General features: G+C 41.7%; 14 protein-coding genes, 21 tRNA genes and 2 rRNA genes. 32 read left to right on the top strand and 5 right to left on the bottom strand.

The window, feature by feature from the left end:
* The 23 genes from KHA96_RS00005 to KHA96_RS00115 all read left to right on the top strand — a co-directional run.
* A 23S ribosomal RNA gene (locus KHA96_RS00005) occupies positions 1-2,288 on the top strand; the annotation flags it as partial.
* A gap of 104 nt (positions 2,289-2,392) precedes the next feature.
* Positions 2,393-2,508: ribosomal RNA gene (rrf, locus tag KHA96_RS00010) — 5S ribosomal RNA — on the top strand.
* Between the two features lie 9 nt (positions 2,509-2,517).
* Positions 2,518-2,593, top strand: a tRNA-Val gene (locus KHA96_RS00015).
* A gap of 5 nt (positions 2,594-2,598) precedes the next feature.
* Positions 2,599-2,674, top strand: a tRNA-Thr gene (locus tag KHA96_RS00020).
* A gap of 17 nt (positions 2,675-2,691) precedes the next feature.
* Positions 2,692-2,767, top strand: a tRNA-Lys gene (locus KHA96_RS00025).
* Between the two features lie 85 nt (positions 2,768-2,852).
* A tRNA-Leu gene (locus KHA96_RS00030) sits at positions 2,853-2,934 on the top strand.
* 32 nt (positions 2,935-2,966) lie between these two features.
* Positions 2,967-3,041, top strand: a tRNA-Gly gene (locus KHA96_RS00035).
* Positions 3,042-3,047: 6 nt separating this feature from the next.
* Positions 3,048-3,133, top strand: a tRNA-Leu gene (locus tag KHA96_RS00040).
* A gap of 130 nt (positions 3,134-3,263) precedes the next feature.
* Positions 3,264-3,340: transfer RNA gene (locus KHA96_RS00045), tRNA-Arg, on the top strand.
* 28 nt (positions 3,341-3,368) lie between these two features.
* Positions 3,369-3,445 (top strand) — tRNA-Pro (locus KHA96_RS00050).
* 17 nt (positions 3,446-3,462) lie between these two features.
* Positions 3,463-3,538 (top strand) — tRNA-Ala (locus KHA96_RS00055).
* A gap of 23 nt (positions 3,539-3,561) precedes the next feature.
* Positions 3,562-3,638: transfer RNA gene (locus KHA96_RS00060), tRNA-Met, on the top strand.
* Between the two features lie 6 nt (positions 3,639-3,644).
* A tRNA-Ile gene (locus tag KHA96_RS00065) sits at positions 3,645-3,721 on the top strand.
* Between the two features lie 15 nt (positions 3,722-3,736).
* A tRNA-Ser gene (locus KHA96_RS00070) sits at positions 3,737-3,829 on the top strand.
* Between the two features lie 27 nt (positions 3,830-3,856).
* Positions 3,857-3,930: transfer RNA gene (locus KHA96_RS00075), tRNA-Met, on the top strand.
* A gap of 75 nt (positions 3,931-4,005) precedes the next feature.
* Positions 4,006-4,082, top strand: a tRNA-Asp gene (locus KHA96_RS00080).
* Between the two features lie 154 nt (positions 4,083-4,236).
* Positions 4,237-4,312 (top strand) — tRNA-Phe (locus KHA96_RS00085).
* A 27-nt stretch (positions 4,313-4,339) separates the two neighbouring features.
* Positions 4,340-4,414, top strand: a tRNA-His gene (locus KHA96_RS00090).
* Between the two features lie 28 nt (positions 4,415-4,442).
* A tRNA-Gly gene (locus KHA96_RS00095) sits at positions 4,443-4,516 on the top strand.
* Positions 4,517-4,527: 11 nt separating this feature from the next.
* Positions 4,528-4,604: transfer RNA gene (locus KHA96_RS00100), tRNA-Ile, on the top strand.
* A gap of 1 nt (position 4,605) precedes the next feature.
* A tRNA-Asn gene (locus KHA96_RS00105) sits at positions 4,606-4,677 on the top strand.
* Positions 4,678-4,684: 7 nt separating this feature from the next.
* A tRNA-Ser gene (locus tag KHA96_RS00110) sits at positions 4,685-4,775 on the top strand.
* Between the two features lie 12 nt (positions 4,776-4,787).
* A tRNA-Glu gene (locus KHA96_RS00115) sits at positions 4,788-4,859 on the top strand.
* 50 nt (positions 4,860-4,909) lie between these two features.
* Here the strand turns inward: KHA96_RS00115 and KHA96_RS00120 are convergent.
* Both KHA96_RS00120 and KHA96_RS00125 read right to left on the bottom strand, forming a co-directional pair.
* Positions 4,910-5,653, bottom strand: a complete 744-nt coding sequence (locus tag KHA96_RS00120) for a TraR/DksA C4-type zinc finger protein (RefSeq protein ID WP_213127276.1) — start codon at positions 5,651-5,653, stop codon at positions 4,910-4,912.
* 257 nt (positions 5,654-5,910) lie between these two features.
* Complete coding sequence (locus KHA96_RS00125) at positions 5,911-6,834, bottom strand: 1,4-dihydroxy-2-naphthoate polyprenyltransferase (protein ID WP_213127277.1); 924 nt, start codon at positions 6,832-6,834, stop codon at positions 5,911-5,913.
* A gap of 219 nt (positions 6,835-7,053) precedes the next feature.
* Between KHA96_RS00125 and KHA96_RS00130 the strand changes: the two genes are divergently transcribed.
* The 6 genes from KHA96_RS00130 to menC all read left to right on the top strand — a co-directional run bounded on the left by KHA96_RS00130 (position 7,054) and on the right by menC (position 14,484).
* On the top strand, positions 7,054-8,445 hold the full coding sequence (locus tag KHA96_RS00130; RefSeq protein WP_213127278.1) for an isochorismate synthase: 1,392 nt from the start codon (positions 7,054-7,056) through the stop codon (positions 8,443-8,445).
* Positions 8,442-10,190 (top strand): 2-succinyl-5-enolpyruvyl-6-hydroxy-3-cyclohexene-1-carboxylic-acid synthase, encoded by a 1,749-nt coding sequence (gene menD, locus KHA96_RS00135; RefSeq protein WP_213127279.1) that lies wholly within the window; start codon positions 8,442-8,444, stop codon positions 10,188-10,190. The genes KHA96_RS00130 and menD overlap by 4 nt, the downstream gene beginning before the upstream one ends.
* Positions 10,187-10,996 carry a 2-succinyl-6-hydroxy-2,4-cyclohexadiene-1-carboxylate synthase gene (gene menH, locus KHA96_RS00140; protein ID WP_213127280.1) on the top strand — a complete coding sequence of 270 codons (810 nt, stop codon included), beginning with the start codon at positions 10,187-10,189 and terminating at the stop codon, positions 10,994-10,996. The genes menD and menH overlap by 4 nt, the downstream gene beginning before the upstream one ends.
* A gap of 16 nt (positions 10,997-11,012) precedes the next feature.
* Positions 11,013-11,831, top strand: a complete 819-nt coding sequence (gene menB, locus KHA96_RS00145; RefSeq protein ID WP_213127281.1) for a 1,4-dihydroxy-2-naphthoyl-CoA synthase — start codon at positions 11,013-11,015, stop codon at positions 11,829-11,831.
* Between the two features lie 73 nt (positions 11,832-11,904).
* Entirely contained in the window at positions 11,905-13,362 is a 1,458-nt protein-coding gene (locus KHA96_RS00150; protein ID WP_213128627.1) for an o-succinylbenzoate--CoA ligase, read from the top strand.
* On the top strand, positions 13,363-14,484 hold the full coding sequence (gene menC / locus KHA96_RS00155) for an o-succinylbenzoate synthase (RefSeq protein WP_213127282.1): 1,122 nt from the start codon (positions 13,363-13,365) through the stop codon (positions 14,482-14,484).
* A 27-nt stretch (positions 14,485-14,511) separates the two neighbouring features.
* Here the strand turns inward: menC and KHA96_RS00160 are convergent, their stop codons facing one another.
* Positions 14,512-14,664, bottom strand: a complete 153-nt coding sequence (locus KHA96_RS00160) for a DUF1540 domain-containing protein (protein ID WP_213127283.1) — start codon at positions 14,662-14,664, stop codon at positions 14,512-14,514.
* A gap of 113 nt (positions 14,665-14,777) precedes the next feature.
* Positions 14,778-14,999 carry a membrane protein insertion efficiency factor YidD gene (yidD, locus tag KHA96_RS00165; protein WP_213127284.1) on the bottom strand — a complete coding sequence of 74 codons (222 nt, stop codon included), beginning with the start codon at positions 14,997-14,999 and terminating at the stop codon, positions 14,778-14,780.
* A 131-nt stretch (positions 15,000-15,130) separates the two neighbouring features.
* On the opposite strand from yidD, the gene KHA96_RS00170 reads away from it, so the two are divergent.
* A complete protein-coding gene (locus KHA96_RS00170; RefSeq protein WP_213127285.1) occupies positions 15,131-15,577 on the top strand; it encodes a Dps family protein in 447 nt (148 codons plus the stop codon).
* Positions 15,578-15,809: 232 nt separating this feature from the next.
* On the opposite strand, the gene KHA96_RS00175 is transcribed toward KHA96_RS00170, so the two are convergent.
* Positions 15,810-16,055, bottom strand: coding sequence for a DUF6154 family protein (locus tag KHA96_RS00175; protein WP_213127286.1), 246 nt, complete (start codon positions 16,053-16,055; stop codon positions 15,810-15,812).
* 187 nt (positions 16,056-16,242) lie between these two features.
* On the opposite strand from KHA96_RS00175, the gene KHA96_RS00180 reads away from it, so the two are divergent.
* Positions 16,243-16,569 (top strand): hydrolase, encoded by a 327-nt coding sequence (locus KHA96_RS00180; RefSeq protein ID WP_213127287.1) that lies wholly within the window; start codon positions 16,243-16,245, stop codon positions 16,567-16,569.
* 180 nt (positions 16,570-16,749) lie between these two features.
* Entirely contained in the window at positions 16,750-17,235 is a 486-nt protein-coding gene (gene ytkD / locus KHA96_RS00185) for an RNA deprotection pyrophosphohydrolase (protein WP_213127288.1), read from the top strand.
* Positions 17,236-17,238: the final 3 nt, after the last annotated feature.

The raw sequence follows: 17,238 nt of genomic DNA on the forward strand, positions 1-17,238 counted from the left end.
AGGTTAAGTCGAGGAGACGGAGCCGCAGCGAAAGCGAGTCTGAATAGGGCGTTTGAGTATGAGGTCGTAGACCCGAAACCAGGTGATCTACCCATGTCCAGGGTGAAGGCAAGGTAACACTTGCTGGAGGCCCGAACCCACGTACGTTGAAAAGTGCGGGGATGAGGTGTGGGTAGCGGTGAAATTCCAATCGAACCTGGAGATAGCTGGTTCTCTCCGAAATAGCTTTAGGGCTAGCCTCAAGGAGAAGAGTCTTGGAGGTAGAGCACTGTTTGGACTAGGGGCCCTCATCGGGTTACCGAATTCAGACAAACTCCGAATGCCAATGACTTATCCTTGGGAGTCAGACTGCGAGTGATAAGATCCGTAGTCAAGAGGGAAACAGCCCAGACCGCCAGCTAAGGTCCCCAAGTATCCGTTAAGTGGAAAAGGATGTGGAGTTGCTTAGACAACCAGGATGTTGGCTTAGAAGCAGCCACCATTTAAAGAGTGCGTAATAGCTCACTGGTCGAGTGATTCTGCGCCGAAAATGTACCGGGGCTAAACGGATCACCGAAGCTGCGGATTGACATCTTTGATGTCAGTGGTAGGAGAGCGTTCTAAGGGCGGTGAAGCAAGACCGGAAGGACTTGTGGAGCGCTTAGAAGTGAGAATGCCGGTATGAGTAGCGAAAGAAGGGTGAGAATCCCTTCCACCGAATGCCTAAGGTTTCCTGAGGAAGGCTCGTCCGCTCAGGGTCAGTCGGGGCCTAAGCCGAGGCCGAAAGGCGTAGGCGATGGACAACAGGTTGATATTCCTGTACCACCTTTTTACCATTTGAGCAATGGGGGGACGCAGGAGGATAGGGTAAGCGCGCTGTTGGATATGCGCGTCCAAGCAGTTAGGCTGGGGTGGAGGCAAATCCTTCATCCTAAAGCGGAGCTGTGATGGCGAGGGAAATGTAGTACCGAAGTTCCTGATTCCACACTGCCAAGAAAAGCCTCTAGCGAGGTAAAAGGTGCCCGTACCGCAAACCGACACAGGTAGGCGAGGAGAGAATCCTAAGGTGATCGAGAGAACTCTCGTTAAGGAACTCGGCAAAATGACCCCGTAACTTCGGGAGAAGGGGTGCTCCTAGGGGTGAATAGCCCTAGGGAGCCGCAGTGAATAGGCCCAGGCGACTGTTTAGCAAAAACACAGGTCTCTGCGAAGCCGCAAGGCGAAGTATAGGGGCTGACGCCTGCCCGGTGCTGGAAGGTTAAGAGGAGCGCTTAGGTGCAAACCGAAGGTGCGAATTGAAGCCCCAGTAAACGGCGGCCGTAACTATAACGGTCCTAAGGTAGCGAAATTCCTTGTCGGGTAAGTTCCGACCCGCACGAAAGGCGCAACGATCTGGGCACTGTCTCAACGAGAGACTCGGTGAAATTATAGTACCTGTGAAGATGCAGGTTACCCGCGACAGGACGGAAAGACCCCGTGGAGCTTTACTGCAGCCTGATATTGAATGTTGGTGCAGCTTGTACAGGATAGGTAGGAGCCTTGGAAACCGGAGCGCCAGCTTCGGTGGAGGCATCGGTGGGATACTACCCTTGCTGTACTGACCTTCTAACCCGCACCCGTAATCCGGGTGGGAGACAGTGTCTGGCAGGCAGTTTGACTGGGGCGGTCGCCTCCTAAAGAGTAACGGAGGCGCCCAAAGGTTCCCTCAGAATGGTTGGAAATCATTCGTAGAGTGTAAAGGCACAAGGGAGCTTGACTGCGAGACCTACAAGTCGAGCAGGGACGAAAGTCGGGCTTAGTGATCCGGTGGTTCCGCATGGAAGGGCCATCGCTCAACGGATAAAAGCTACCCCGGGGATAACAGGCTTATCTCCCCCAAGAGTTCACATCGACGGGGAGGTTTGGCACCTCGATGTCGGCTCATCGCATCCTGGGGCTGTAGTCGGTCCCAAGGGTTGGGCTGTTCGCCCATTAAAGCGGTACGCGAGCTGGGTTCAGAACGTCGTGAGACAGTTCGGTCCCTATCCGTCGCGGGCGCAGGAAATTTGAGAGGAGCTGTCCTTAGTACGAGAGGACCGGGATGGACGCACCGCTGGTGTACCAGTTGTCTTGCCAAAGGCATCGCTGGGTAGCTATGTGCGGACGGGATAAGTGCTGAAAGCATCTAAGCATGAAGCCCCCCTCAAGATGAGATTTCCCATCGCGCAAGCGAGTAAGATCCCTGAAAGATGATCAGGTTGATAGGTCCGGTGTGGAAGTGTGGCGACACATGGAGCTGACGGATACTAATCGATCGAGGACTTAATCAAAATATATGGTTTGTTTTCTCTATTATCTGGTTTTGAGGGAATGAAAGATTTCTCTTGAAAAATACATAAAACATATTATAATAAAGTATGTCGATTATGATTTGTCTGGTGACGATAGCGAAGAGGTCACACCCGTTCCCATCCCGAACACGGAAGTTAAGCTCTTCAGCGCCGATGGTAGTAAGGGGTCTCCCCTTGCAAGAGCAGGACGTTGCCAGGCATACATATTGGAGGATTAGCTCAGCTGGGAGAGCATCTGCCTTACAAGCAGAGGGTCGGCGGTTCGATCCCGTCATCCTCCACCATATATGCCGGCCTAGCTCAATTGGTAGAGCAACTGACTTGTAATCAGTAGGTTGGGGGTTCAAGTCCTCTGGCCGGCACCAGTCTCGTTTGATTGTACGAGCCATTAGCTCAGTTGGTAGAGCATCTGACTTTTAATCAGAGGGTCGCAGGTTCGAATCCTGCATGGCTCACCAAAGTTTTTTTTCGCAGGAAAAATAACTTACCATTTTGCTTCAGCAAAAGATCTTTCCTTTGCGCAGGCAAAATATCTTACCCTTTGCGGGTGTGGTGGAACTGGCAGACACGCTAGACTTAGGATCTAGTGCCGTAAGGCGTGGGGGTTCGACTCCCTTCACCCGCATTATTAGCTTTTGTTGAGAGTTGTTAAACCACGCGGAAGTAGTTCAGTGGTAGAACACCACCTTGCCAAGGTGGGGGTCGCGGGTTCGAATCCCGTCTTCCGCTCCAACTTATGCCGGGGTGGCGGAACTGGCAGACGCACAGGACTTAAAATCCTGCGGTAGGTGACTACCGTACCGGTTCGATTCCGGTTCTCGGCATTAAAGTTTTTTGCCTCAGGCAAAATAACTTACCTTAATTTTTTGCCTCAGGCAAAATAACTTACCTTAATTTTTTGTTTCAACAAAATAGCTAGGTTTTTTGCTTCAGCAAAATAACCTTCCATATTGTGCGCCCGTAGCTCAATTGGATAGAGCGTCTGACTACGGATCAGAAGGCTATGGGTTCGACTCCTTTCGGGCGCGCCAATAGTATTTTATAAAATATATAGTTTATCGGGAAGTAGCTCAGCTTGGTAGAGCACTTGGTTTGGGACCAAGGGGTCGCAGGTTCGAATCCTGTCTTCCCGACCACTTTTGAAAATATGTTTGGGGCCTTAGCTCAGCTGGGAGAGCGCCTGCTTTGCACGCAGGAGGTCAGCGGTTCGATCCCGCTAGGCTCCACCATTTTTATGTAATTAATCAATAATGGCGGCGTAGCTCAGCTGGCTAGAGCGTACGGTTCATACCCGTGAGGTCGTGGGTTCGATCCCCTCCGCCGCTACCACTTATTGGACCTTTAGCTCAGCTGGTTAGAGCAGACGGCTCATAACCGTCCGGTCGTAGGTTCGAGTCCTACAAGGTCCACCAATATTTTTCATCTATGGAGGAATACCCAAGTCTGGCTGAAGGGATCGGTCTTGAAAACCGACAGGCGGGTTAAACCGCGCGGGGGTTCGAATCCCTCTTCCTCCGCCATAAATGAAATACCTTTATTTTTATTATCGCGGGGTGGAGCAGTCCGGTAGCTCGTCGGGCTCATAACCCGAAGGTCGCAGGTTCAAATCCTGCCCCCGCAATTTAACTAAGTTATTTTCGAGTATATTCGAAAATAATAAGGTAAGTTATTTTCAAGTTTCACTTGAAAAAACTTTGGTCCGGTAGTTCAGTTGGTTAGAATGCCTGCCTGTCACGCAGGAGGTCGCGGGTTCGAGTCCCGTCCGGACCGCCATATTTTTTACATAGTAGCTCATTCGGTAGAGCAGCGAAGCAAGTCTTCCCTGAAATTACTGGAAGCCGTACCCATGGAGCTGCTGCTTGATTTATCCCCCTGAGATGGGGCGAAGGACAATTGAATAATAAATAAGCGTGTTAATACTTTATATGGCTCAGTAGCTCAGTCGGTAGAGCAAAGGACTGAAAATCCTTGTGTCGGCGGTTCGATTCCGTCCTGAGCCACCATTTAAATCATACGATGCAAATAGAATGGCGGCTATGGCGAAATGGTCAACGCATCGGATTGTGGCTCCGACATCGTGGGTTCGATTCCCACTAGTCGCCCCAAATTATTTTGTGTTATGATTTTAAATATGCGGGTGTAGTTTAGTGGTAAAACCACAGCCTTCCAAGCTGTTGATGAGGGTTCGATTCCCTTCACCCGCTCCATATATTAATATGGGCCTGTAGCTCAGCTGGTTAGAGCACACGCCTGATAAGCGTGAGGTCGGTGGTTCGAGTCCACTCAGGCCCACCATTCCGCAGTAGCTCAGTGGTAGAGCTATCGGCTGTTAACCGATCGGTCGTAGGTTCGAATCCTACCTGCGGAGTTGTAGTGGGGAAGTACTCAAGAGGCTGAAGAGGTGCCCCTGCTAAGGGCATAGGTCGCGTAAGCGGCGCGAGGGTTCAAATCCCTCCTTCTCCGCCATACATATTATTCGGCCCCTTGGTCAAGCGGTTAAGACACCGCCCTTTCACGGCGGTAACACGGGTTCGAATCCCGTAGGGGTCATCCAATATATCAAAAAAACCATCTGTGTGATGGTTTTTTTGATATATTTTTTATTCTTCGCCGTCTACATAGCCATCTGTATACTTATAAGGAACATCGCCGAACGGTGCTTCAATTCCTTCCTTATCTAATGTTTCCTCGTATTCCACTTTTTCTTCAGAAGTATATGTTTTCACATCTTTACCTTCTAAGTCCGTTCCAATAAAGGTTTCGTATTCTTCAGTGAATCCATCTTTTAAATCACCTTCGTATAAATCATTATAGTCATTAAAATCTCCTTCAAAATCTGACGGAGTTTCTGACGTACCGTATCTTGCAACTTCCTGAAAACTATCTTCATAATCTTTAACGCCACTTCTTTTATCACGATAAGCAAATGAATTATCAACAGCTGGCTTTAATAATTCTTCTTCAACTGGACGGTCGTTAGGTAATAATTGTTCAGGTGAATGCTCTACACAAAAGGTTGTATTCGGTATTGCTTCGAGTCTTTCAAAGGGAATTTCTTGACCGCATACCTCACATTTTCCATAAGTTCCGGCATCTATAGCTTTAAGTGCTTGATCCACCTTCACTAATTCCGATTCTGAATGAACGGCGAGCGCAAAATCCCTTTCCCGTTCGAATAGTTCAGTTCCCAAATCCGCGGGGTGATTGTCATACATCGATAATTCCATTTCTCGTGCATTGCCGCTTCCAACCGTTTCTTCATCTTCATGAATATTATGGGTCAATTCCTTTTTTATCTCTAAAAGTTCACTTTTTAAACTTGCTAGTTGTTGTTGTGTCAGCATTTCTTTCACATCCTTAGTTTTCAAATTCTTTTCTAGTATGACCTATTGTTTGTAAACAACTATTTCCTTATAGTTTCCTTTTTTTGCAAAGTAATAAACATATTAAGAAAGCGGGACCTGAAGCTAAACAAAAAAGAGGAGGTTTACTTAGCGTAGGGAAAAGGATAAAAAGCTTGCGAATCAATATGCGCTGAAGATCGTTTGGAATTCAATCTTTATTTACAAATAAAAAAACACCTGCCATAAAAGACAGGTGCTTAAGAAAAGTAACTTATAAAAAGTCCGATCGCCATGAGAAAACCAAAAAATGTATTTGTTTGAGCAGTTGCTTTCATAGCTGGCATCATTTGGATCGGTTCTGTTTTTCCAATGAATCCTTTGACTGCTTTTAAAGCTTTAGGAATGCTGATAAACGTAATTAAAAGCCAAAAAGATGAGTCTGTAAATAAGATTAAAAAGATAATCCAAGCGTACGAAATGATAAACATACTTGCTAAGAGTGCAATCGCATTTTGACGCCCAATAATAATGGCCAAGGTTTTACGCCCATTTTCCTGATCTCCATCTAGATCGCGTATATTATTTGCTAGCATTATACTTCCAATCAATATAGAAACGGGGATAGAAACAAGAATACTCATCTTTGAAATATACCCTGTCTGAATAAAATAAGATATTTGAATGATAACAACACCCATGAAAAATCCCGACATTAGCTCTCCAAATGGAGTGTAAGCGATAGGCTTTGGACCCCCAGTATAAAAGTAGCCTACAGCCATGCAGACTAATCCGATAACAGCGACCCACCAGCTGCTGCTAATCGCAATATATAATCCTAATATGAGGGATACTCCAAAAAGAAGAAATCCTAGACTTAAAACCGTCTTTGGTTTAATTCCGTTTCGGACAATGGCTCCACCGATTCCAACGGAGTTTTCGTGATCAAGCCCCCGGGCATAATCAAAATACTCGTTAAACATATTTGTCGCCGTTTGAATAAGTAAGCTCGCCACGAGCATTGCGATAAATAATGGAATATGGAAGGGTCCACTTTTTATGGCTAAGGCCGTTCCTAATAGGACGGGGATAAACGCGGCTGTCAATGTATGTGGACGGCTTAATTGCCACCAGATCCGCCAACCTTTATCTGCCGGAACGACAGAATTTGTTTGTAAATTCATTACTTGTCTCTCCCTTTAAATAGTACAAAAAGCTAATATTATCAAAATAAGAAAACTTATTCACCTATTAAAGTGTAGGTAATGAGTGGGCTTGTGTCAATCCATTTAATTAGGGAAATAAGGGAAATGTTTTCCGTAAGTATGAATGCTACATTTAGCTCACATATTCATATATAATAAAGAAGTGAAAAAAGTATTAAAGTTTTTGGAGAGATTATGTTGACTAAATTATTTCAGACAATCAAAGACAATGGTTTACATACCAAATCAAATGTGGAAAACAAACTTTTCAGTATTACCCTTCCTATCGATTCTTATGATCCTTTGGATTTCTTTAACTATAAATCATCAACGTATTCTGGAGAAAGATTTTTCTGGAAAAGCTCGGATGGCCTTTTTTGGACTGTAGGATTAGGAGTAGCTGCCACGCTATCAGTAGAAGGTGATGAAAACAGATTCCAAGTGACGAATGAGCAGTGGAGTCAACTCTTAAAAGATGCTGACATACAAAATCCTTCTGGCGTACCAGGTACAGGTCCACTTTTATTTGGAGGCTTTTCATTTGATCCATCTAATGAAAAAGAGGTGGAATGGGAGCAATTTGGACAATCTACTTTATACTTGCCCACCTATATGTTAACTATTGCGCAAGATCAGTATTATATAACTATAAATACAATAGGCAATGAATCTTTTTCTGTTGTGGAGCAGCGTGAACAAGCAAACCACTTCATACAACAGTTAATGAAAGAAGAAGCTCTATATAAGGAAAACCCGATAAAAATAAAAGTATGTAAAGAAATAGCACCGGATAAATGGGTTCATTCCGTTGAAGAAATCGTAGACATCTTAAAAACGTCAAATGTTAAAAAAGTTGTTTTTGCACGGAAGCTGTTACTCGAATTTGAAGAACATGCTCAATCATCCTTAGTCATCAAGAAATTGCTTAATCAGCAGCCGACTAGCTTCGTATTTGCTTTAGAAGTGGGTGATAGTTGTTTTCTAGGGGCGTCGCCTGAAAGGTTGATAAAAAAAACTGGGGACCATGTTTTATCAACATGTTTAGCTGGATCTATTGGCCGCAATGAGAATGCCCAAGAAGATCAATTGCTTGGAGAAAGGCTTTTAAAAGATCAAAAAAACTTATTTGAACACGAGTTAGTCGTTTCAATGATAGAGGATGCATTACGACCTTATTGTACTGACATCGATATACCTAAAGTACCGATTCTTTTGAAAATGCCTGATATTCAGCATTTATATACGCCTGTAGAAGGGAAAGCTAATAAGGAATTTACATTATTAAATGTAGTGGAAAAACTACATCCTACTCCTGCTTTAGGAGGAGTTCCAACTAATGCTGCTCTAGAAATCATTCGGGAAAAGGAAAATATGGACAGAGGCTTTTATGCTGCCCCTATTGGTTGGACTGATTATCTAGGAAACGGGGAGTTTGCCGTAGGTATTCGCTCTGGGCTATTGAAAGGGAAGAAAGCATTTTTATACGCTGGGTGTGGATTAGTGTCAGATTCAGTGTCGGAGGAAGAATTAAAAGAGACAAGGATAAAGTTCCAGCCTATGCTAAAGGCAACCGGAGGAGAAAATGTATGAGCCATCAGGAAACACTCACGAAGTATTTAGCGGCATTTATAACTGGCCTCGTTCAAGCTGGCGTTAAGGACGTTGTCATTAGTCCAGGTTCACGCTCCACTCCTCTTGCATTGATGTTTCAAGAGCATCGTAACATAAATGTATACATGAATGTGGATGAACGGTCCGCTGGATTTTTTGCTTTGGGGATCGCAAAGGCTTCAGGAAATCCAGTTGGATTGCTCTGCACTTCTGGTACAGCAGGGGCTAATTATTATCCAGCTGTCATCGAGGCAAGTCTTTCGGGTGTCCCTCTTATTGTGATGACCGCAGATCGTCCTCACGAGCTTCGCGATGTTGGAGCTCCACAGGCGATCGACCAGCTCCATTTATATGGGCGCCACGTAAACTGGTTTGCGGAAATGGCTTTGCCTGAAGCTGGGAGCCACCAGCTTCGGTATGCAAAAACAACAGCGAGACGAGCAGCTAAAGAAGCGTTGGGACAAAATAGAGGTCCAGTTCATTTGAATTTTCCATTGCGAGAACCGCTGCTGCCATTGCTAGACCCTTATCCATTTAATGAAGAAGAGATGTCTATTGAAATTGAAGATAGCATCCTTTTACTACCGTATGAAAAATTAAAGAAAATAGCAGAACAATGGCAAGGTGTAGAAAAGGGATTAATTATTTGCGGTCAAATAGAAGATCATCGTTTTACTGAAGCCGTCACGACATTAGCGAAAAAGCTTGGATTTCCGATTTTAGCGGATCCCCTCTCGCAACTTAGAAGTAGTTCCATGTCTGAAACGACCGTAATTGATAGTTATGATGCAATTCTAAAGACAGAAGAGGCTGTAAAAGAATTTAAACCAGATGTTATTATCCGCTTTGGGGGCATGCCCGTATCTAAGTCACTTTCTCTTTATATTACAAAGCAAATAGATGCAAAACATTATGTTATAGATAATGGATCTCATTGGCGAGATCCTAATTACGTAGGAACAACGATGATCTATTGTAACGAAGCGGCTTTTTGTAATGAACTGGCTTTGTTAATTGAAGAACCACATTCATACAATTGGTTATCAACGTGGTTAGAAATGGATGACATAGCAAAAAACGTTATAGCAAATCATATGAAATCAACAGAAGAGCTTGAAGAAGGAAAAGCAGTTTATGAGTTAGTTGATCTCCTACCTATAGATAGTACTGTTTTTGTAGGAAATAGCATGCCTATTAGAGATATGGATACATTTTTTCATAAAAATAATAAAGATATTACAGTCATGGCAAATCGAGGTGCCAATGGAATCGACGGTGTTGTTTCCAGTGCTTTAGGTGCAGCTGTTCATAAAAGACCTCTTTTTCTCGTCATCGGAGATCTTTCATTTTTCCATGATCTTAATGGATTGCTAATGGCCAAATTGCAAAAGTTGAACATTACGATCATCTTGCTTAATAATGACGGTGGAGGAATTTTTTCCTATTTGCCACAGTATGGCGAGCCAAAGCATTTTGAAGTTTTATTCGGAACGCCAACCGGTTTAAATTATGAACATGCTGTACAAATGTATCATGGCAGGTACACAAAAATCTTTGATTGGGAAGGATTAAAAATGGCTGTTTTAGATTCTGTCAGTTATGAAGGACTGAATGTCATTGAAATTCCGACAGATCGTGAAAGAAACTTGTCCTCCCACCGTGAAATGTGGGAGAAGGTTTCCCAGGAAATAAGCTCTTTTCTTCGGGGAGTCGAAAAAAAATGATTGTACCTGTCGATGGCATTGATTATTATTATGAGGTTTCAGGAAGCGGGGAACCTCTTATTCTTTTACATGGGTTCACAGGTGATAGTTCAACATGGAACTCAATTAAATCTTTTTTACTTGATTCATTCCAAGTCATTTCAATCGATATTATTGGTCATGGAAAAACATCATCACCAACAGATTTAAACAAATATTCAATGGAACAAGTGATTTCCCATATATGTTCTTTGATGAATCACCTTTCATTAAATAAAGTGCATATACTCGGATATTCTATGGGGGGGAGACTTGCTTTAAGTTTTGCTATTGCTTTTCCTGAGCGAGTGAAAAGCTTAATACTTGAAAGTGTTTCTCCAGGATTAAAATCAGATGAAGAGCGCAAATTACGAGTACAAGCAGATGATCAGCTGTGTCAAATGATTATGCAACAAGGATTAGAGGCATTTGTATATTATTGGGAAGGTATCCCTTTATTTAAAACACAAGAAAGCTTAGAAGAATCTGTAAAGCTTCAAATTAGACGACAACGGCTTTCAAACAATCCAATTGGGTTAGTAAATAGTTTACAAGGTATGGGAACAGGCGTGCAACCTTCGTGGTGGGATGATCTAAAAAATATAGAAATTCCAGTCTTATTGCTATGCGGAGAAAAGGATCGAAAATTCTGCACGATATCAAAAGAAATGCAATTATTAATAAAAAATGTTGATCTTATCGAGGTAGAGCGAGTTGGACATGCAATTCACGTGGAGGATCCAAGAATATTTGGTACAATAGTAAGGGAGTTTTTAAGCAAGAGTTGAAAAGGAGGAAATAAAGATGTCATTTAATTGGACAAAAGAAAGAGAATACGAAGATATTTTATACGAAACATATAATGGGATCGCTAAAATTTCGATTAATCGACCAGAAGTACATAACGCATTTACACCAAAAACGGTCATGGAACTAATCGATGCTTTTGCATATGCACGAGATGATGAAAATGTGGGTGCGATTATTTTAACGGGTACAGGAGGAAAAGCTTTCTGTTCAGGGGGAGACCAAAAAGTTCGTGGCCATGGAGGGTATGTCGGCGATGATAATATCCCACGCTTAAACGTACTTGACTTACAAAGACTGATAAGAGTAATACCGAAACCAGTTATCGCGATGGTGGCCGGATATGCGATTGGCGGCGGCCACGTACTTCATGTTGTTTGTGATTTAACAATCGCAGCTGATAATGCTGTTTTTGGACAAACAGGTCCAAAAGTGGGTAGTTTCGATGCAGGATATGGCGCAGGCTACTTGGCACGTATCATCGGTCATAAAAAAGCGAAGGAAATTTGGTTTTTATGCCGTCAATACAATGCGCAGGAAGCACTTGATATGGGCTTAGTCAATACGGTGGTTCCTTTAGATCAATTAGAAGAAGAAACAGTAAAATGGTGTGAAGAAATGCTTGAAAAAAGCCCTACAGCACTTCGCTTCTTGAAAGCTGCATTTAATGCAGACACAGATGGTCTTGCAGGACTTCAGCAGCTGGCTGGAGATGCAACACTCCTTTATTATACGACAGATGAAGCGAAGGAAGGACGAGATGCTTTTAAAGAGAAGCGTAAGCCAGACTTCGGGCAATTCCCTAGATTCCCATAATATTTGATTTAAAGCCTGATGGAATATTCCTTCAGGCACTTATTTTATTGTAGGAGATGTAGTAATGGGAGAAATGATACCAAATTGGCTGCTGCAAAGAGCCCATCTAACACCAAAAAGGGCTGCACTAGTTTTTAATGAACAAACATGGACTTTTCAGGAAATGAAAGAAGTCATTCTAGATTTCGCTATGAATCTAACCGGGCTTTCTATTTCTCATCATTCCAGGGTTGCAATCCTAATGAAAAACCGGCCAAAGACTGTTTTCCTAATTCATGCCTTGCAAATGATTGGGGCTGAAATTGTTTTTCTGAACAGTCGTCTTACAGCATCTGAGTTAAGTTATCAAATAAAGGATAGCCATACAACTGCTTTATGTTATGATCGTGATTTCCAAGCGACTGTAAAAGAAATAGAAGCTTTTGTGGAACTTAAAACTTATTCAATCGAGCGTCTGACAGCTTCACAAAAAAAATCAGTTAATATGCGCTCTGAGTTTGATCTTGATGATATATGTTCCATCATGTACACTTCGGGAACGACTGGTAAACCAAAAGGAGTTCGACAAACATATGGAAATCATTGGTGGAGTGCGATTGGATCTTCTTTAAATCTTGGAATACAAGAAAATGATGCATGGCTTTGTGCAGTTCCACTTTTCCATATAAGCGGGCTTTCCATTTTAATGAGAAGTGTGATTTATGGAATTCCTGTATATTTATTAGAGGAGTTCAATGAGAAGACAGCAAATACGATTTTACAGAGTGGAAAAGTAACCATCATGTCCGTTGTCACAGCCATGTTAAATCGTATGCTGACACAATTAAGAGATGAAGTTTATCATGAAAACTTTCGCTGTATGCTGCTTGGCGGCGGTCCAGCACCACTCCCCATTCTTGAAAAATGCGCTGCGAAGCAAATACCTGTTTTTCAAACATATGGGATGACCGAAACAGCATCACAAATCGTTACTTTGTCGCCGGAGGATAGTTTATACAAGCTCGGTTCTGCGGGAAAGCCACTTTTTCCAGCTCAAATAAAAATCCTTACTAGCACAGAAAAAGAGGCTAAGGCTAGAGAAACTGGTGAAATAGCACTAAAAGGTCCAAATATTACTCCGGGATATTTAAATCATGAACAGTCTTTTCGACATGGATGGTTTTTAACGGGAGACCTCGGCTATTTGGACGAAGAAGGATTTTTATATGTCCAGGATCGACGTTCAGATTTAATCATTTCTGGCGGAGAAAATGTATATCCTGCAGAAATTGAAGCGGTGCTGATGGCGCATGATGCAGTAGATGAAGCAGGTGTGACTGGTATGAGTGATGCGACATGGGGGCAAGTAGCATACGCTTTTATTGTATGCCATAAAGAAGTGACAGAAGAAGAATTGCTTAGCTTTTGCCGTGGGCGGCTTGCTTCTTATAAAATTCCAAAAAAGATTATAAAAGTAAAGGAACTGCCTCGAAATGGTGCGAATAAATTAGAGCGAAAAAATTTACCGCTTTTAATTGAAGGAAGGAAATAAATGTTACATATCGATCGTGTCCACTTATCACTTATTGAAATGCCTTTAAAAAAACCATTTACCACTCATCTTGGAACAGTAAAAAATAGGCAATCCATCATTATCGAAGTGATTGACTCGGATGGTATTTCCGGGTTTGGAGAAGCAGTCGCCTTTTCATCCCCTTGGTATACAGAAGAAACAACGGCAACGGTTTTACATATGCTAAACGATTTTTTAATTCCAAAGCTGTTAAACGAAAAAATCAATCATCCACAAGAAGTATCGCGTTTATTTGCTTCAATTAGACGGAACGAAATGGCGAAAGCGGGTATTGAAACAGCCATTTGGGATCTATATGCAAAAAAACGAGACCAATCGCTTTCCGCCTTAATTGGCGGCAGTAGAACGGAGATTCCTGCTGGAGCCGTTGTTGCAACCGAGGATGTTTTACATGCATTGAGACAAATAGAGCTTTTTCAAAAACAAGGCTATCAACGATTAAAAGTAAAAATCAGCCCTGAAAATGATGTGAGATTTTTGAAAGAAATAAGAAAGGAATATCCAAATATCCCACTGATGGCTGATGCAAATTCGGCATATAAGTTGGCGGATGTAGATCAGTTAAGAGCTTTGGATGAATTCCGATTATTAATGATTGAACAACCTCTTGCCGTAACGGATATGGTTGATCATGCCACTTTACAAAGGGAAATCTCGACCCCGATTTGTTTAGACGAAAGTATATCAAGTATTCACGATGCCTATAGTGCCATCCAGCTTGGCAGCTGCAAAATCATGAATATAAAAATGGGGCGTGTTGGCGGCTTGGAAAATGCTAAGCGTATCCATGATTTGTGTGTGGATCATCAAATTCAAGTTTGGTGTGGGGGAATGATTGAATTTGGCATCTCACGTGCACATAATATTGCGCTTGCGACCCTTCCGGGATTTACGATTCCCGGAGATATAGTATCATCGAATCATTACTGGGAAGAAGATATTATAGAACCTTTTGTTGAAGTGAAAAATGGTATGATATCAGTCCCAGCTGAAGCTGGAATTGGCTTTTTGATTAATCGCAAAAGATTGAAAGAAGTTACGATTTCCTATGGGGAATATATAAAAGGGAAGGGAGTTTAAGTACTCACCTTCCCTATTTGTGTTTAATTATTTTTGTTTAAATGTTTGACAATCGGTTTCTTGCTCTGTCTCAGCTTTTTTCCCAGTATGGCTTACAACATATATTTGATCAGCCGAGCAACGATTGCCTTTTGCCCAATAATGACAGTTTTCCACTTCACATAATACATCATCTGCCATCTGTATCACTCCTCTTTTCAGAATAAGATACACATATAGTTTTGGCTAAGTTGATTTTGTTATGTGAGGAAATGAAACGATAATATTAATGAGTTTTCCAATTCTGACATACATTACTTCTTTTTTTCAGGAACTGGATCGATTCCTCCTGGATGGAAAGGATGGCATTTTAATATTCTTTTTATTGTTAGAAAGCCACCACGCAATGCACCAAATCGCTGGATCGCTTCAATTCCATATTGTGAACAAGTTGGATAGAATCGACAAGTTGGCGGTTTAAGAGGTGAAATGACTTTTTGATAAAATCGAATAATGATGATGAAAATCTTTTTCAAATTGATCTCTTCTTTCAGGAAGAATATAGTTCGAATTCATGTTATTGTAGCATAATTCCATAGTAGTAGGGGAAAAATACGTTTGTTTGCATGTTTGACAGGGTAAAGTTTTTATAGGAGGAGTGATAAAAATGGCAGAAGGAAATAAATTAGTTCCAATTGTTAATAAGCAAGTAGCGAATTGGACGGTTCTTTATATGAAGCTACATAATTTTCATTGGTACGTAAAAGGATCCAATTTCTTTGCACTTCATGCAAAATTTGAGGAAATGTATAATGAAGCTGGTGTTCATATTGATGAACTTGCTGAAAGAATTCTAGCCCTAGGAGGCAGCCCGATAGCAACATTAAAGGAGGCGCTTGAAGTGGCAAGTGTCGGCGAGGCTGAAGGCAATGAAGATGCAAATCAAATGGTTCAGTCTCTTGCAGATGATTTTGCAATCTTAATCTCCGAATTCAATGAGGGAATCGATGTTGCGGCTAATATGGGTGACGATACAACAGGTGATATGTTAATCGCAATCCATCAAAGTTTAGAAAAAAATAATTGGATGTTCAAAGCATACCTTGGAAAATAAAAAACTTGGCACATTGCCAAGTTTTTTATTTTCCATCTAGCGCCAGCGTCTATCGACTAGTAAAGATCTTGTCTTTTCACATAAGCAGTCAATATCGGCTCGTCCCTCATCCTGTTTCCTTTATCACGCAAGTCTTGGCCGTAAAAAAGGACCAAGACTACCCGCCATGTCCTTTATTGACTGATCCACATTCCGGTACGTCATTGGACAGCGGCTTACGCTTTTGTATGTATCAATGTAAGTGTCTGGAATTTGTATATTGAGTTCCGTCTAATTGGGCAAATTTTCCTTTTAGTGTTTCCAGTAGGTACAAACGAATGAAATATTGGAGTTCATGCTGATCCATATCTTTTACTATCTCCATTAACTCATTTCGGTCATAATGTTCGAGTACTGCAAATGTTATCATATCTAAATCTTCTTCATCATCTGTAATTTTATTACGATACATGGCGAATAATTCGTCCACCAATCTCATGCATGTCACCTCTTTTATCTTAGAATATCATCCCATATATACATGCTTCTATCAACCCATATTTTTCTATACCCGAAATATAATCTATACAATCGAAAAATTTTAGAGAATTCCTGTTAAGAATAAAATAGGTAGGTATGCGGTAAAATATGCATAGTAATTTTAGTTATTTAGGAGGTACAATACCTTGGAAAATAAAAAGACTTATTACATATCCGTAGGGGCGGGTGAAATTATGACAACCCCAAGTGCTTCTCCATGGCAGTTTAAAATCCAAGCATCAGACGACGAAATTACAAGACTCAGACAATTATTTGATTCCAATCAAGCGAATAGTGTAGACGATTTCTTGCGTGCCCATGTTCCTTTTGTAGAATATCATAATGATTCAACGAATGATATTCATGATGAAAATTTAATGAAGGTATATGAAATGATTCACCAACTTGGAGATGCAGAGGCTAGACAGCATATCGAAAGCATGGGAATTCTAAACAACTTTACAAGTGAATAAGAAAAGCGGAAGTGCTTTGCTCATCGCGGTTTAAATCTCAGAGCCGATATTTACGAAGCAAGTGAATAGAACAAGAAATTTGCTAGTCAAAAGGTGCTGAAGCTAGACATATAAGAATTAGGAAACTCCTCTTTTCTCCAAAGACGCGATATCGTATAGTGAAAAGGGGAGTGATGTTATTTGATGGAATTTTATGATGCAAATGGAAACAAAGTCTATATTTCGTTTGAAAAAAATGCATTTTCAATTGAGCCCCGCCATGTGTTGGTTATATGCCGCTATAAAGAGAAATGGCTTTTAACAGATCATCCTAATAGAGGTTTGGAATTTCCAGGCGGGAAATTGGAAGCGGGGGAAACTGTGGAAGAAGCGGCGGCAAGAGAAGTGTATGAAGAAACGGGCGGGATCATAGAAACGTTGGACTATATCGGTGAGTATTACGTTGAAGATAAAAGGAACGTTCCATTTGTAAAAGCAGTCTTATATGCTAAAGTTTGTACTTTGAAAGAAAAACAGGATTACATGGAAACAAATGGTCCGATATTAAAAGAAGAAACACTTCTAGGAGAGTTAATAAATCCGGAATATAGTTTTATTATGAAAGATAAAGTAGTTCCTCTATCGTTAGAAATAATAAAAGAAAAATATGGAGACTGCCTCAGTTGAGAC

The sequence above is a fragment of the Bacillus sp. FJAT-49711 genome, from assembly GCF_018343715.1.
Taxonomy (GTDB): Bacteria; Bacillota; Bacilli; order Bacillales; family Bacillaceae_C; genus Lederbergia.